The 14,444-nt window shown below is 69.0% G+C and carries 12 protein-coding genes; 7 read left to right on the top strand and 5 right to left on the bottom strand.

What is annotated here, in order from left to right; translation table 11 throughout:
- Positions 1 to 72: 72 nt before the first annotated feature.
- Both STHE_RS12575 and STHE_RS12570 read left to right on the top strand, forming a co-directional pair.
- On the top strand, positions 73 to 846 hold the full coding sequence (locus STHE_RS12575; RefSeq protein ID WP_012872967.1) for an enoyl-CoA hydratase-related protein: 774 nt from the start codon (positions 73 to 75) through the stop codon (positions 844 to 846).
- Positions 831 to 2,789, top strand: coding sequence for an ATP-binding protein (locus STHE_RS12570; protein WP_052295367.1), 1,959 nt, complete (start codon positions 831 to 833; stop codon positions 2,787 to 2,789). The genes STHE_RS12575 and STHE_RS12570 overlap by 16 nt, the downstream gene beginning before the upstream one ends.
- A 67-nt stretch (positions 2,790 to 2,856) precedes the next feature.
- On the opposite strand, the gene STHE_RS12565 is transcribed toward STHE_RS12570, so the two are convergent.
- The 4 genes from STHE_RS12565 to STHE_RS12550 all read right to left on the bottom strand — a co-directional run bounded on the left by STHE_RS12565 (position 2,857) and on the right by STHE_RS12550 (position 7,363).
- A complete protein-coding gene (locus STHE_RS12565; protein WP_012872965.1) occupies positions 2,857 to 3,795 on the bottom strand; it encodes an ABC transporter permease in 939 nt (312 codons plus the stop codon).
- Positions 3,782 to 4,720, bottom strand: coding sequence for an ABC transporter permease (locus STHE_RS12560; RefSeq protein ID WP_245534916.1), 939 nt, complete (start codon positions 4,718 to 4,720; stop codon positions 3,782 to 3,784). Before STHE_RS12560 ends, STHE_RS12565 begins: the two co-directional genes overlap by 14 nt.
- A gap of 8 nt (positions 4,721 to 4,728) precedes the next feature.
- Positions 4,729 to 6,369: an ABC transporter substrate-binding protein gene (locus tag STHE_RS12555; RefSeq protein WP_012872963.1), complete on the bottom strand. Its 1,641-nt coding sequence runs from the start codon at positions 6,367 to 6,369 to the stop codon at positions 4,729 to 4,731.
- A 139-nt stretch (positions 6,370 to 6,508) separates the two neighbouring features.
- On the bottom strand, positions 6,509 to 7,363 hold the full coding sequence (locus STHE_RS12550) for a DinB family protein (RefSeq protein ID WP_012872962.1): 855 nt from the start codon (positions 7,361 to 7,363) through the stop codon (positions 6,509 to 6,511).
- 359 nt (positions 7,364 to 7,722) lie between these two features.
- Between STHE_RS12550 and STHE_RS12545 the strand changes: the two genes are divergently transcribed.
- The gene (locus tag STHE_RS12545) at positions 7,723 to 8,997 is read left to right on the top strand and encodes an MFS transporter (RefSeq protein WP_012872961.1); all 1,275 of its coding nucleotides are present in this window, start codon (positions 7,723 to 7,725) and stop codon (positions 8,995 to 8,997) included.
- A 297-nt stretch (positions 8,998 to 9,294) separates the two neighbouring features.
- Here the strand turns inward: STHE_RS12545 and STHE_RS12540 are convergent, their stop codons facing one another.
- Complete coding sequence (locus STHE_RS12540; protein WP_012872960.1) at positions 9,295 to 10,239, bottom strand: universal stress protein; 945 nt, start codon at positions 10,237 to 10,239, stop codon at positions 9,295 to 9,297.
- 177 nt (positions 10,240 to 10,416) lie between these two features.
- On the opposite strand from STHE_RS12540, the gene STHE_RS12535 reads away from it, so the two are divergent.
- The 4 genes from STHE_RS12535 to STHE_RS12520 all read left to right on the top strand — a co-directional run bounded on the left by STHE_RS12535 (position 10,417) and on the right by STHE_RS12520 (position 14,400).
- Positions 10,417 to 10,803: a spore germination protein GerW family protein gene (locus STHE_RS12535; protein WP_012872959.1), complete on the top strand. Its 387-nt coding sequence runs from the start codon at positions 10,417 to 10,419 to the stop codon at positions 10,801 to 10,803.
- 53 nt (positions 10,804 to 10,856) lie between these two features.
- Positions 10,857 to 11,510, top strand: a complete 654-nt coding sequence (locus STHE_RS12530; protein ID WP_083776154.1) for a flavin reductase family protein — start codon at positions 10,857 to 10,859, stop codon at positions 11,508 to 11,510.
- A 248-nt stretch (positions 11,511 to 11,758) separates the two neighbouring features.
- Positions 11,759 to 13,636, top strand: a complete 1,878-nt coding sequence (locus tag STHE_RS12525; RefSeq protein WP_012872957.1) for an APC family permease — start codon at positions 11,759 to 11,761, stop codon at positions 13,634 to 13,636.
- A gap of 368 nt (positions 13,637 to 14,004) precedes the next feature.
- Entirely contained in the window at positions 14,005 to 14,400 is a 396-nt protein-coding gene (locus STHE_RS12520) for a PPOX class F420-dependent oxidoreductase (RefSeq protein ID WP_012872956.1), read from the top strand.
- The last annotated feature ends 44 nt before the right edge of the window (positions 14,401 to 14,444 follow it).

Raw genomic sequence — 14,444 nt, 5'->3', positions numbered from 1 at the left:
GGAGAGACACGGAACACGCATCACGGATGACGGATGACGCATGACGTATGACGCACACACGAGGAGACACCCATGGACCCCCTCCGCACCGAACAACGCGGGCCGGCACTGTGGCTGACCCTGAACCGGCCGGAGAAGCGGAACCCGCTGGGGCGGGATCTGCTGCGGGCGCTGCACGGCGCGATCATGGGGGCCGTTGACCGCGATGACGTCCGCTGCATCGTCCTGGCCGGAGCCGGGCCGGTCTTCTGCGCCGGTGCCGACCTAACCGAGTTTGTCCAGGCAGAGGACCCGGCCGTTCTCGCCGCCGATGGTGAACTGCTGGCTCGCCTGCTCCAGGCAATCGTCGACTCGCCTAAGCCGGTCATCGCGCGGGTGCAGGGGGCTGCCCTGGCGGGTGGTGCCGGGCTGGTCGCCGCGGCCGACATCGTGGTCGCGGCCGACGACGCTCGCTTCGGCTTCACCGAGGTGCGGATCGGCCTGGTCCCGGCCGTCATCAGCCCCTTCGTGCTCCGCGCCATCGGGCGCCGGGCGGCGCAGGCACACTTCCTCACCGGCGCCCCCTTCGACGCCGCCGAGGCACTGCGGATCGGGCTGGTCCACCGAGTCGTCCCCGCCAACGCACTCGACGCGGCGGTGGACGAGATCGTCGGCGCTCTCGGGCGGGCTGCGCCGGGTGCCCTCGGTTCCGTCAAGCGCCTGCTCGATCAGGTGCAGGGTCTGGGCGTTGGCGAGGCACGGGACCTGACGATCCGCACCCTGGCAGAGCGGCGCGCCAGCGAGGAGGGGCAAGAGGGAATGCGCGCCTTCCTGGAGAAGCGCGACGCCGCATGGGTGACGCACTGATGACTCGCCGGGTCGCCATCGCCAACCGCGGGGAGATCGCAGTCCGGATCGCTGCCACCTGCCGGCTGCGGGGCTACGAGCCCGTCCTGCTCTGCGGCGAGCCCGACGCCGACGGCTTCGCGGCGCGCGCTATCGGCCGGGTCGAGGTCGTCGGGCCGGCCGGGAGTGAGATGGACCCCGACGCCGTCGTCGCGGCGGCGCGCCGGGCCGGGGCCATATTCCTCCACCCCGGCTACGGGTTCCTCAGCGAGCGCCCCGCGCTTGCCCGCGCCTGCGCCGCGGCCGGCATCCGCTTCCTCGGCCCCAGCCCGGAGACGCTGGAGCGCTGCGGCGACAAGGTGGAGACCCGACGGGCCGCGGTTGAGGCCGGAGTCCCGGTTCTCTCCGCCAGCGAGCCGCTGGGGGACGCCCCGGAGGAGTGGTGCACCGCTGCGAAGGCCATCGGCTATCCGGTCTTGGTCAAAGCGGCTCTGGGTGGAGGCGGCACCAGCTTGCGGCGTGTGGATGACCCGAAGGAGCTGACGGAAGCGGTCGCCTCGGCCCGCCGCGAGGCGGAGGCCGCCGGGGCCGGGCCGGTGCTTTACCTAGAGCGCTTCCTGGACAGCGCACGGCATATCGAGGTACAGGTCGCTGGGGACGGCACACGAGCCATCGCCATCGGTGACCGCGAGTGTTCGCTGCAGCGGCGCCACCAGAAGGTGATTGAGGAGGCGCCCGCGCCGAACCTGTCGGACGAAGCACGCCGGCGGCTCCATACCTATGCCATCGCGGTGGCCGAAGCGGTCGGGCTGGTGAGCCTGGCGACCATCGAGTTCCTCTACGGCGCCGACGGGACCATCGCCTTCCTCGAAGTGAACCCTCGCTTGCAGGTAGAGCATCCCGTGACCGAGGCGGTGATCGGATGGGATCTGGTCGCGCTCCAGCTCGATCTGACCGAGGGCCGCCCGCTCCCCGAGTGCGCCCCGGCGCCGCACGGCCACGCTATCGAAGCCCGGCTCTACGCCGAAGACCCGGCGCGCCACTTCCTGCCCAGCCCCGGCAGGCTCACCGTCCTGGCGCTGCCCACAGCGCCACGACTCCGGGTGGACGCCGCCTATGCCGCCGGGGACGTCGTCCCCGACCGCTACGATCCGCTCATCGCCAAGCTGATCGCCTGGGGCGCGAACCGCGACGAGGCGCTCACCCGCTTGCGCGACGCCCTGACCCGCACCGGCGTGGCCGGCGTCGCAACGAACCGGCCCTGGCTGATCGCTCTGCTCGACGCCCCTGAGGTGCGCGCCGGTGCCTACACCACCACGACCGCGGCGACGGTCCCGCCTCCCGCCGGTCCCCCGCCGCGGCTCGCGGCCGCCGCGCTCCTCGCCACCGCGCTGGACCGCCCGCCGAGCAGCGACCCGTGGGAGCGGATCGGTCCCTTCCGCCTCGCCGGTGGCGCCGAGATCGCCTTCCACGGCGTCGACGCCGACTGGGAACGAGTCATCGTCGTGGAGCGGGAGGGTGGAATCTGGACCGCTGACGACGGCGAGGGCCAGGCTCCGCTCCGTTGGTGGCGCGGCAGCGACGGGCTCTGGACGGTGGCCTACGGCGACGAGGTCGGCACCGCCGCTATCGCACGCCGGGACGACGGAACGATCGAGATGGCCACGGCCGAGGGACGGTGGCTGGCCCGCCCGGGGCGCCGCGCACCGGAGGCAAGCCGCGCCGCCGCCCGTGCCGACGACACGATCCGCGCGCCGCTCCCGGGGAAGATCCTGCGCGTCCCGGCTGAATCCGACGCGCCGGTCGCAGAGGGTGAGCCCCTGGTCATCATGAGCGCTATGAAGATCGAGGTCGTCCTCCGCGCCCCCGCCCCCGGTCGCGTCCGCAGCATCCACTGCTACCCCGATCAGCAAGTCGACGCCGGGGACATCCTCGTCGAACTCGCCCTCGACCCCACCGACTAACACAACACCCCTCTCCCCTTGTGGGCTCCGTCCGAGAGAGGGTTGGGGGTGAGGGGTAAGAAAACCCCTACTTCACCACCGCATCCTCGCGGCGCTCCTGTGATCGGGGGTCGAGCGCGTCGCGGAGCAGGTCTCCCAGGATGTTGAGCGCGAAGACAGTCAGGAAGAGCATCGTTCCCGGCACGAGTGCCACCCACCAGGCGCGCGATAGGAGCCGCTGACCATCGCGCAGCATGTTCCCCCACGTCGGCACCTCCGGATTGACGCTCGCGCCCAGGAACGAGAGTGACGCCTCGGCCAGGATGGCATAGGCCACGATGAACGTGGCCTGAACGATCAGCGGCGACACCGAGTTGGCCAGGACATAGCGCCACAGGATCGCCCCGTTCGACAGCCCGACGCAGCGGGCCGCCTCGACGTAGGGCATCCGCTTGATGACGAGCGTCGTGCTGCGGATCAGGCGGGCGACCACCGGGGTGTAGACGAGCGCCAGTGCGATCACCACGGTGTCCACGCCCGGTCCCAACCCCACCACGATGGCGATGGCGAGCAAGACGCCGGGGAAGGCCATCACGCCGTCCAGCAACCGCATCAGGAGCCCGTCGAGCCAGGTAAAGTATCCGGCGAGCAGTCCGAGCACGGCACCGACTGCCACCGCAACCACCGTGACGCAGGTGCCGACCAGCAGCGAGATGCGTCCACCGTAGAGCAGGCGGCTCAAGACATCCCGCCCCAGATCGTCGGTGCCGAGCCAGTGCTCCGCCGACGGGCCGCGCAGTCGCACCGCCGGGTTCGCCACCTGGGGATCGGCCGGTGCCAGCAGGGGTGCCAGGACCGACGTCAGCACAACGCCGATCAGAAACGCCAGCGCCAGTATCGCCACCCGTGAGGAGAGCAGCACGCGGTACCAGGCGCGCCGGCGATCCCTGACGTAGGTAGCCCGCCAGCCGCGCGGGCGCGAGCGCAGCCTGGCCCGGGCGACCGCGCCTGCCCTACCCGCCGGCATAGCGCACCCTCGGGTCGAGGTAGACGTAGAGGACGTCGACCAGGAGGTTACACAGGAGGTAGATCCCGGCGAAGACCATGACGACCCCCTGGATCACCGGAAAATCGCGCCGGGCGATGCTGTTGACCACCAGTTGCCCCATGCCCGGCAGCCCGAAGACCGTCTCCACCACCACCGCGCCGCCCAGCAGGTCACCGAGCGCGTAACCCAGCACCGTAACTGCCGGCAGCAGCGCGTTGCGCAGCGCGTGCCGGAAGGCGACCGCTTCCAGATCGAGACCCTTGGCGGTCGCGGTCCGGATGTAGTCCTCCCGCAACACTTCGAGCAATGTCGACCGGACCAGACGCGCCGGAAGACCGGCGATCGACAGGCCGAGCGCCATAGCCGGGAGCAGCATCGACTGAAAGTGGCCCACCGGGTCGACGCTGAACTCCACGTAGCCACCGGACGGCAGCCAGCGCAGCGTCACCGAGAAGAGCAGGATCAGCAGGATCGCCAGGAAGAAGTCCGCGATCGCGGTGCCGCTGATGGCGAAGAGCATCAGCGCCCGGTCGAGCAGCCGGTCCTGGTGCAGCGCGGCGACAACCCCCGCCGGAACACCGACGGCGACGGCGATCAGGAGCGCGTACAGTGCCAGTTGCACCGTCGGCCCGACCCGCTCCCGGATCGCCTCCGTGACCGGCTTGTCGAGGAAGATCGAGGTGCCCAGGTCAAGCCGGGCAAGGCGCGCGAGCCAGCGCGGGTACTGCACCGCCAGCGGCTCGTCTAGCCCCATCCGTTCGCGCAGTGCCGCCACCTGCTCCGGCGTCGCCTCGGGGCCAAGCATGACGGCGGCCGGGTCGCCCGGGATGACGTGCAGCAACAGGAAAGCGACGGTGCCGACCACAAGCGCGATCGGCACCAGCAAGAGGATACGCCGGAGCACGTATGCGATCATTTCTCCAGCCACGCGTTGGAGAAGTCGGGCTGCAACTCAGTCGGTCCGACGCCGTGGAGCTTGGGCGAGCGCACAAGGATCCGCCGCGCGTCACCGATCTTCAGCCGCGGCACCTCCTCGTAGAAGCGCTCCTGCACCTGCGCCCAGATCTCGACACGCTTCTCAAAGTCGGACTCGGTCTGCAGTTGAGCCAGCAGCTCGTCCTTCTCCGGCGTGCACCACCAGCCGGTCGCCGAGCAGGTCAGGTTGCGCAGCACCGGATCCGGCCGGAAGCTCGCTGTTGCGAGGTACGCCTCCCAGGCCGTCTCGTCGTCGCGCAGGTCGCTGAGGGTCGCGCCGTCGTACACCTGGAGATCGACGGTGAAGCCAACCTGCTCCAACTGCTGCTTGAAGACGACAGCGGCGTTGTATTCCTGCTGGATCTCTTGCGTCGTCAGAATCCGCAACGGAGATCCGTCGTAGCCCGAGGACTCCAGCAGCCGCCGCGCCTCGTCCGGCTGGCGCGGGTTGAACCGATCGGCTCCCGCGTCGGAGTACCAGGCAGCCGCGCCGGGAAGTAGCGTCGGCGTCAGCTCATAGAAGTCTTCCCCGAACGCGGCCTGCATGATCGGCTCGTGGTCGAGCGCGAGCTGGATCGCACGCCGAATCTGGAGGTCGCCGGTGATGGGCGAGCGCAGGTTGAGCACGATATTGAGCCAGGCATCGGGCGGCAGCAGGTCCACCGCGGCGGCCGGGTCGTCCTTCAACGTCGGGTAATGGTCGGTGCTGATCGTCTCCAGGTAGTGGTAGTTGCCCGAGCGGAGCCCGGCGACACGCGACGCCTCGTTCGGCACCGGGATGAACTCGATCTGGTCAAGGTACTGCCCCTTGTGGCCCGCGTAGCCGTTCGTCTCGCCGGGCGGGTTGGCGTAGCCGTCGAAGCGCTCCAGGAGGATGTGCCGGTCCGTGAGCCACTCGACGAAGCGGTACGGCCCGGTCCCCACGAACTCCGCCAGGCGGGTATCGTCAGACCGGTCCAGCACCGACTTCGGGTAGATCGCGCAGCCCTGAAGCGCCCGGGAGAGCGCCGTGGGGAAGGTGCCGAACGGCTCGCGCAGCCGGAACTCCACGGCGTAGGGGTCAACCGCCGTGAGCGACTCGGTCACAGCCATCAAGCCCTGGCCCAGCCCAACGACACGCCCCCAACGCTCGATCGACGCGATCACATCCTCGGCCCGCATCTCCTCGCCATTGTGGAAGGGAACGCCCTGGCGCAGGCGAACCAGGATCCGGCGGCCGCCGTCGCTGACCTCGTGCGACTCGGCGAGCAGCGGCACCGGCTCGTAGCGCTCGTCCCAGGTGAAGAGCGTCTCGTACATGTGGCCGGTTACGAGGAGGACGATCGAGTCGGTCGTCTGGTGCAGGTCGAGGTTCGGTGGCTCACCGGTCAGGGCGACGCGCAGGGTCCCACCTCGACGCGGTTCCGCCCCGGTGGACTGGTCCGGAGTCGAGGTCACTGCCGACCCGCCGCCACCGTCCGTCCCGGCGCCGCAGCCCGCCAGCAGCGACGCAGCCGGCACCGCGAGAGCCACCCCGCCAGCCAGCCGCAGCAGTGTCCGGCGATCGAGTCGTCGTGCGAACCATTGCTCATACCGCACTGGACCAGTCCCCCAATCAAGTCCACCTCACTGCGCACCGCCAGCCGCGGCAAGCGCGACGGGCTATAGTGTCGTAACCGGCGGCGTTTTTCGCAACCCAATCATGAACGCGGCGGCCCGGGTGCCCCGATCCCACGCATCAGCGTCCGTATCGCCGCCGCGTCTCCTCGATCTCTTCGATGTGCTCCAGCGCGTGGCTAGCCAGCATCCCAAGAATACGGCCGACCGGCAGCGATGGCGCTCCGGAGGCATCGACCGTATGCCGCTCCAAGGCATCCGGCACGTGTCGCACCAGTTGGAGCATGTGCGCACGGATCGCCTTGAAGAGCACGACGGACGGGCCGATATCCCGCCCGGCGTAGTCGAGACGCTCAGCCCACACATCCTGGCTGTACCGGTTCCCATGATACACGCGACCTGGCTCTGCGAGCGCGAACTTCGGCCCGCCCAACGCCGCGGTCTCGGCATCCGCCAGGTGGTGCACGATCTGGCGGATCGTCCATGCGCCCGGCTCGCGCGCCAGGTCCAGATCCGCCTCGCTCAGCCCGTCCAGCGCCCTCTCCAGCGCGTCGACACCGGACGCATAGAGATCCAGCACCTGCTCCGGCGTTCGCTCAACGATGGTCCAGAAAACGACTGAGTACCCGTCGGGATCGGTCACCTGCAGTTGCCGGTCGCCCCAGGGCCGTTCGATGAGCGTCGCCGCAACGCCGCGGTCGGCCAAGGCGGCCCGTCGGGCGCCCAGATCACCGCCGAAGATGTGAACACTCCCGCCCGGTTTGACCACTTCCCGCACGGTGTGCAGCTCATGGGTTATGTCCCCTGCAGCGGGGCCGGCGATCAAGATCGCATACCCGGCGGCGTCCACCACGGCGAGGTCCGCGCCGGTGTCGTGCCGAACCAGGTTGCACCCCAGCATGTCCACATAGAAGCGGAGGCTCGCGGCGACATCGGACACGCGCACCGCGGTCATCGGCTGCCTGACGTCTCGCATGCGTTCCCCCTTCCGCAGCACAGACCCCGGCGGGGCGCCGACACGAATCGGAGCGCGGCGCTCAGCCCCTGAGCGGTGAGCGCGCCCACGACACCAGCCAGCTCCACGCCTACCAGGAGCGCCCTGAACATCGCGAGCGTCAGCAGATGGAGCCTGCTGCCGTACACCTACCTCGGCACCAGCACCCGGTTCTCGTGCCCTTGATACAGCAGGAGCACGATGACGACAAGGAGAGGTACCGAGGCACCGAGCCACGATGGTCACCTACTGGCGCATCTGGCACGACCCTGGTACATTGAAAGGTACGCCTGGGGCTGGACCGAACGTCCGGACCCCGCGTCACACGGGAGAGCACACGCTTGGCTGTCAGGAGACACGCGTCCGAGTCGACAGCCCCGGCCAGTGACGCCGGGGCTGTGGTCGCGGAGCGACAGGGACCCTTCGCCGCGTTCCGTGAGCGGCCCTACCGCATCCTCTGGTTGGGCATGCTCCCGTCGATGCTGGCCATGCAGATGGGCCAGGTCGCGGTGGGATACGTGGCCTACACCATCTCCGGCGAGGCGACCGCCCTCGGCTGGATCTCAGCCGGTTCAGGGGTGCCGATGCTTGTCTTCTCACTCATCGGAGGCGTCGTCGCCGACCGGATGCCCAAACGTACCGTCCTCTTCTTCACGCAGAGCACAATCGGGCTGGCCGCACTCGTCAACGCCGTGCTCGTCATCACCGGCAAGATCGAGGTTTGGCACTTGATCGCCGTCTCTGCAGTCCAGGGTATCGCGTTCGCCTTCAACATGCCGACGCGGCAGGCGTTCGTCGCGGAGATCGTCTCCCCCGCCCGCTTGATGAACGCCATCGCGCTCAACAACGCCGGGATGAACATGAGCCGTGTGGTGGGACCGGCTCTAGCTGGGTCCCTGATCGCCGTCCCGTTCATTGGCGCCGGCGGCATCTTCGCCCTGATGGCGGCGATGTACGTCATCGTGGTCCTGATGCTTTTCTTATTGCCGCCCGGCCGACCCGCCCGCGCGCCGCGCGGGACCGGACTGTCTGAACTGAAAGCGGGGCTCCGCTACGTATGGCAGCACCCGATCCTGCGGATGCTGCTCGCGCTCGCCACCGTGCCGGTCCTCCTGGGCCTGCCGTATGTCCAGGTCATGCCGGTCTTCGCGATCGACGTCTACGAAGTCGGCTCCGAGGGTCTCGGTACGCTCATGGCCGTCAACGGGCTCGGAGCGCTCGCTGGATCGCTGGGCATCGCCAGCGCCACCGGGCTGGGACGCAAAGGGCTCGTACAGCTATCGCTCGGGCTGATGTTCGGCCTGGCCCTCGCCGTCTTCGCCCTCGGCGGGTCGTACCCGCTGGCGCTGGTCGCGATCGCGATCGCCGGGGCGGCCTCTTCCGGCTACGCCACGCTCAACTCGACCCTGATCATGCACCACACCGAGCACGAGTTCCACGGCCGGGTCATGAGCCTCTACATGATGACCTTCGCCATAATGCCGCTCGGCACGGTGCCGATCTCCTGGCTGGTCGATCAGTTCGGAGCACCAATCACCATCGGTGTCGCCGGGTTCCTCCTGGCCGCCATCATCGGCAGCGTTGCCGTTCTCAGCCCCACCTACCGCCGGGTATAGCCAGGGGCAGAGCTAACACGCCGGCATCAGGTACCCACCGGCAAGTTAGGGCCCGGGGCTCAAGCCGCCGGGCTGAATAAAGGAATGCCCACTGAAGGGGCTCTCCCGCACCTAGACTGACTCGCTCTAGCACCAGCGGAGCTCCACGTCCCCAGCCCCTTCAGTGGGCTTCGAGTGGTCAGCCCGGGGGTTTACCCCCGGGCCCCAACCACGGCGCGGGGATCCTCACCGCGGGGAACCTCACACCGCCCATCCCCCGGGCATGCACCACGCCGTGGGAACCTTCTCGCCAGGGACTCAGTCTCCTTCCGCCTCCCGCACGCGGATCAGGAGCAGCGGCACGTCGGAGTGCGTCAGCAGCCTGTCGGCGACACTGCCGAAGAACCAGCGCGCCACGCCGCCCCGGCCGTGCGTGGTCATGACCATCAGGTCCGGCCGGGTCGTCCGGGTGTAGTCCAGCAGCTCGTCCCAGGGATCGCCGCTGCGGACTTCGACGGTCACGGTGAGCCCCTGCTCGCGAAGTTGCTCCGCGGTCGCCTGCAGGTAGTCGCGCGCCTCGGCTTCCATCTGATCGAAGCGCTGCAGGATCGCCTCATATGAGGGAGTACGGAGCACGGGTCCCGGATCCTCGGGCAACTCGTGCCGGAAGGTCTCGGCCACGCGCACAAGCTGGAGCGTCGCGCCGGTGGCACGCACGAGGTCGAGTGCGATCGGCAACGCCTGCTCGGCCTCGCGCGACCCGTCAAGCGGCACCGCGATCTGGGTGAATGCGACATGAGCCGGCTGCGCGTCCGTCTCCCGCGCGCGGACTACCAGGACCGGGCAGGTCGACAGTTGCAGCACCCGCGTTGCGACGCTGCCCAGCAGTACCCGCCCCAAGCCGCCGCGCCCGTGGCTCGCCAGCACGATGACCGGGTCCGCGTGCTGCTCGGCTTCGGCCAGGATCTCCTTGCGTGGGTCACCCAGCCGCACCACGGGTTGGGCCTTCAAGCCGAGCCCGGCCAGCCGCTCCACCGCGGCGCCCAAGAGCTCCGGCGACAGGAGTTCCTGGCGCGGGTTCGCGGGATCGACCCACACCACCTCCCGCCGCCGCGCATCGTAGAGCGGCCGCATCTCCTCGACGACCCGCAAGAGCACGATCTCGGCGCCCACTGCCCGCGCCAGCGCCGCTGCATAGGGAAGGGCCGTCTCCGCGAGCTGCGAACCGTCGAGGGGGACGACGATCGTGCCGATAGATGTCATGGCCTCTTCCCTCCACTCCGGAACCGCGCCTGCGGCTATTGTAACCGGCCACTCGCCGAGCGCGGGCTGCGGTGAGTGGACCAGGGGAGTAAGATGGGTGCCATACGGGGTGCGTACCGCGCGCCGCCGGACACGCGGGTTGACCCTGCTTGCAGGGATAGTCGAGGGAGTGTCATCATGGAGGTATCGACGACGATCAACGACCTCGCCCGCTCGGTGGTCGACCGCATCACCGGCTCAGTAGGCTCGCAGCTGGTCTTTGGTCCGGCGTATGAAGCCGCGGGGCGCACGGTGATCCCGGTATCGGAAGTGCGCTACGGCTTTGGGCTCGGCGCGGGCGGTGGCTCGGGTACCGGGCCGGACGGACAGGGCCAGGGCAGCGGCGGCGGCGGTGGTGCCGGGGGCGGCGTGCAGGCACGCCCGGTCGGCTTCATCGACGTCACCGGCGACCGCGCGGAGTTCTTCCCGATCGTGGACTACACGCGGATCGCGCTCGCCAGCCTGGTGGCGCTGACCACACTCGTGCTGGCCGTCAGCCGCACATCACGGAGGGCGCGCCGCTAGCCGCGCCACACCGGCAGAGAGGTGAGCAGAGCAGCATGGATCCCTCTGGGCGCATGGAACCAGTTCCGCCGGCCCCGTCTGACCGAGCAGGGAGCGACGTTGACCAGCTTGCCTTCCGGCGCACGCTGGGCTACCTGGCCACCGGTGTCACGGTCATCTCGCTCTACAGCGATGAGGGCGTCCATGGCATGACGGCCAACGCCGTGATGTCGCTCTCGCTCGACCCGCCATTGATCCTGGTCGCAATCGATCGCCGGGCGCGCACGGCTCGCTACATCCAGACGGCGCGGGCGTTCGGCGTCAATATCCTGCGCGACACGCAGGAGCCGCTGTCACGCTTCTTCGCCCGCTCCTGGCGCCCGGCCACGCCGCCCGAGCACCGCTTCGCAGAGTGGGCGGGCGTCCCCTATCTCGTCGGCTCACTTGCCGGGATCAGTTGCCGCGTGGCGGAGATCCTGGACGGCGGCGATCACATCATCGTCGTGGGGCGGGTGGTCGGCCTGCGCGTGGACGACCCGGAGGGGCAGCCGCTGCTCTTCTACCGGGGTCGCTATGCCAGCCTCGTCAGCCACGAGGCCAGCCCGCCCGAGTCGCCGGAACTGACCTCGTCGGAACACATCCACGTCTACTACGGCGAGTGGTCCCAGGACGAGGGCGAGCCGCTCGCGGGGCGTCCGATTCCGCCACACCCGTGGACCGGCTACTGAGCCGTCCGGGCTACCCGCCGCCATGCACCGGGGCACGCCCTCTGCTATCTTGAGCCCTCGGTATTGCCACCTCCGCGGGGGAGACACGTTCGACGAGCGAGCAAGACCCACACGATACCGGAAGCGAGGAGTCCCAGCCAAGCGTACCGGCCAAGAAGACGGTTCGCGGCACGCACCCAGGGGACCGCTACATCCGTGTCGTACGCTCCACCGACCTGCGCCCCCGCTCAGCCGAGCCGCGCTACGTCGTGGCCGAACCGACCGAGCCCGGCAGCGGCATCGGGCGTCTCTACCGCCAGCTCCGCCGGCTGCTCATCGGCCCGCCGCTCCGCACGGCGCAGGAGGCACATGAGCGCCTGACCAAGACGAAGGCGCTGGCGATTCTCAGCTCCGACGCCATCTCCTCGACCGCCTATGCCACCGAGGAAATCCTGCTGATCCTCGTCCTCGCCGGTGCGGCAGCGTACGGCTATGTCATCCCGATCGGACTTGCCATCGCCGCGCTGCTCGTCATCGTCGGCTTTTCGTACCGCCAGACGATCTTCGCCTATCCCCAGGGCGGCGGCTCCTACATCGTGACCAAGGACAACCTCGGCACCGGCCCGGCCCTGGTCGCCGGGACCTCGCTGCTGATCGACTACACCCTGACGGTCGCGGTGAGCATCTCCTCGGGCGTCGCCGCCATCACCTCGGCCGCGCCCGGACTAAAACCGTACCGGGTCGAAATCGCCGTGCTGGCCATCCTGGCTCTGGTGATCGGCAACCTGCGCGGCATCCGGGAGAGCGGCTCGCTCTTCGCCGTGCCTACCTACCTCTTCATCGCCGGCATGGCGATCCTGATCCCGCTGGGCATTGGCGCCGCCTGGTTCGGCCTGTTCGAGCCGCACCCGGCGAGCCATCCTGTCCCACCGGCGCAGCAGGGGATCACCCTCTTCCTTATCCTGCGGGCCTTCTCCTCCGGCTGCACCGCGCTGACCGGCGTCGAGGCGATCTCGGACGGCGTCCCCGCTTTCCAGCCACCCGAGGCGAAGAACGCCGCCCGCACCCTCGGCTGGATGGTGGCGATCCTCGGCTCGCTCTTCCTCGGCATCACCGTGCTCTCCTACCACTTCCACCTGACGCCGAGCGAGGATCAGACCATCCTCTCGCAGCTCGCACGCACCGTCGTCGACGACTCACCCTTCTACCTCTACATCCAGGCAACGACGGCGGGCATTCTGTTCCTGGCCGCGAACACGAGCTTCGCCGACTTCCCCCGCCTCGCCTCGTTCATGGCACGGGACCGCTACCTACCCACCCAGTTCCGTTACCGCGGGGATCGCCTGGCCTTCTCGAACGGCATCATCGCCCTGGGGCTCGCCGCCGCAGTGCTGGTCGTGGTCTTCCACGCCAACGTCAACGCCCTGATCCCGCTGTACGCGGTCGGTGTCTTCACCGCCTTCACCCTGTCCCAGGCCAGCATGACGTACCGCTGGTGGCGCCGCGAGCCACCCGGCCGTCACCGCACCATCGGTATGCTGATCAACGGGACCGGCGCCGCCGTCACCGGAATCGTGACCCTCATCATCATCGCGACCAAGTTTCTGTCCGGTGCCTGGATCGTGATCTGCATCCAGCCCCTGCTCATCTGGCTGCTGACCAGGATCCACCGCCACTACGAGCGGGTCGCCGCCCAGCTCGCCGTCCCAGCCGAGCCGGCCGCGTCCGAGCGGCCATCCTGGCCAGGACCGCTGGCGGCGGTGGTGCCCATCGCCGGGTACAACCGCGCGACGATCCGCGCGCTCGATTTCGCCCGCGAGATCACCGGGGACGTCACGGCGGTGCATGTCACCAGCGACCCGGCGGAGGCAGAGCAGCTTCGCCAGCAATGGCGCGACGCGAAGCTCGACCTGCCGCTGGTGATTATCGAGTCACCCTACCGGGAGCTGGTCGGCCCGCTCTTGGCCTACATCGAGCAACTCCACGCCGAGAAGGGAGACACGCTAATGGTGGTCGTGCCCGAGTTCGTGCCCGCCCACCTCTACGAACTGCCTCTCCACAACCAGACCGCGTGGCGCCTGCGCACCGCCCTCTGGACGCATCCCGGTATCATCGTCACCACCGTCCCCTACCACGTCTCGTCGTGACGAGGCTGCCATGTCATCCCTGCCATCGCGGGCGGCGGACTCGAATGATCTCCGACCGAGATGGCTGCCGGGGAACGAGATCCTTCGCTCTGCTCAGCACGTCGCGAGGGACGGGAAGGACGCGGTTCTTCCCGTCCCTCGCGTCGTGCAAGCCAGGAGGGCGCAGGCTCCTCGTTTCTGGTAGAGTGCGTGACCCGGGAGGGGCGCCAGGCACCGACCCGCGGAGGGAGATGGTGCGCGCCTCGGATGGCCGGAATGCTACGTAGTGTCGATCGGTTGAGACCCTTGGGTTCCCGGCGTGATCCAGACGCGCCGGGGTTCGCCCGCACTACTCGCGTGACTCGAACGACTATGAGGAGGCTTCCAGGATGATGTCAGAGGCGGTCCGCGCATTCCTCAACGAGCCGCGGTTTGCGGTGCTCGCCACCATCGGTGCCGACGGCGCGCCGCACCAGTCGGTGATGTGGTATGAGCTACGCGGCAACACGATCATGATGAACACGTCCGAGGGACGGGTCAAATCGGCAAACTTGCGCCGCGACCCCCGCGTGTCGATCTGCGTCGAGGACGGATACCGCTACGTGACCATCACCGGCCGCGCCGAGTTGGTCGACGACCAGGAGATCGCACAGGCCGACATCGCCGCGCTCGCCCATCGTTACCACGACCCGGAGACGGCCGAGCGGCAAGTCGCGGAGTTCCGCCGCCAGAAACGCATCACGCTGCACATCTCCATCGACCGGGTGTCCGCCCACGGGTTCTAAGCGCCGCGAGCCCTCGCGGGCGGGCGGCGATGCGCTGAGGAGGC

The sequence above is a fragment of the Sphaerobacter thermophilus DSM 20745 genome, assembly GCF_000024985.1.
Taxonomy (GTDB): Bacteria; Chloroflexota; Chloroflexia; order Thermomicrobiales; family Thermomicrobiaceae; genus Sphaerobacter; species Sphaerobacter thermophilus.
Note: the sequence above shows the minus strand (reverse complement) of the source record. Positions and strands in the feature narration are given on the sequence as shown.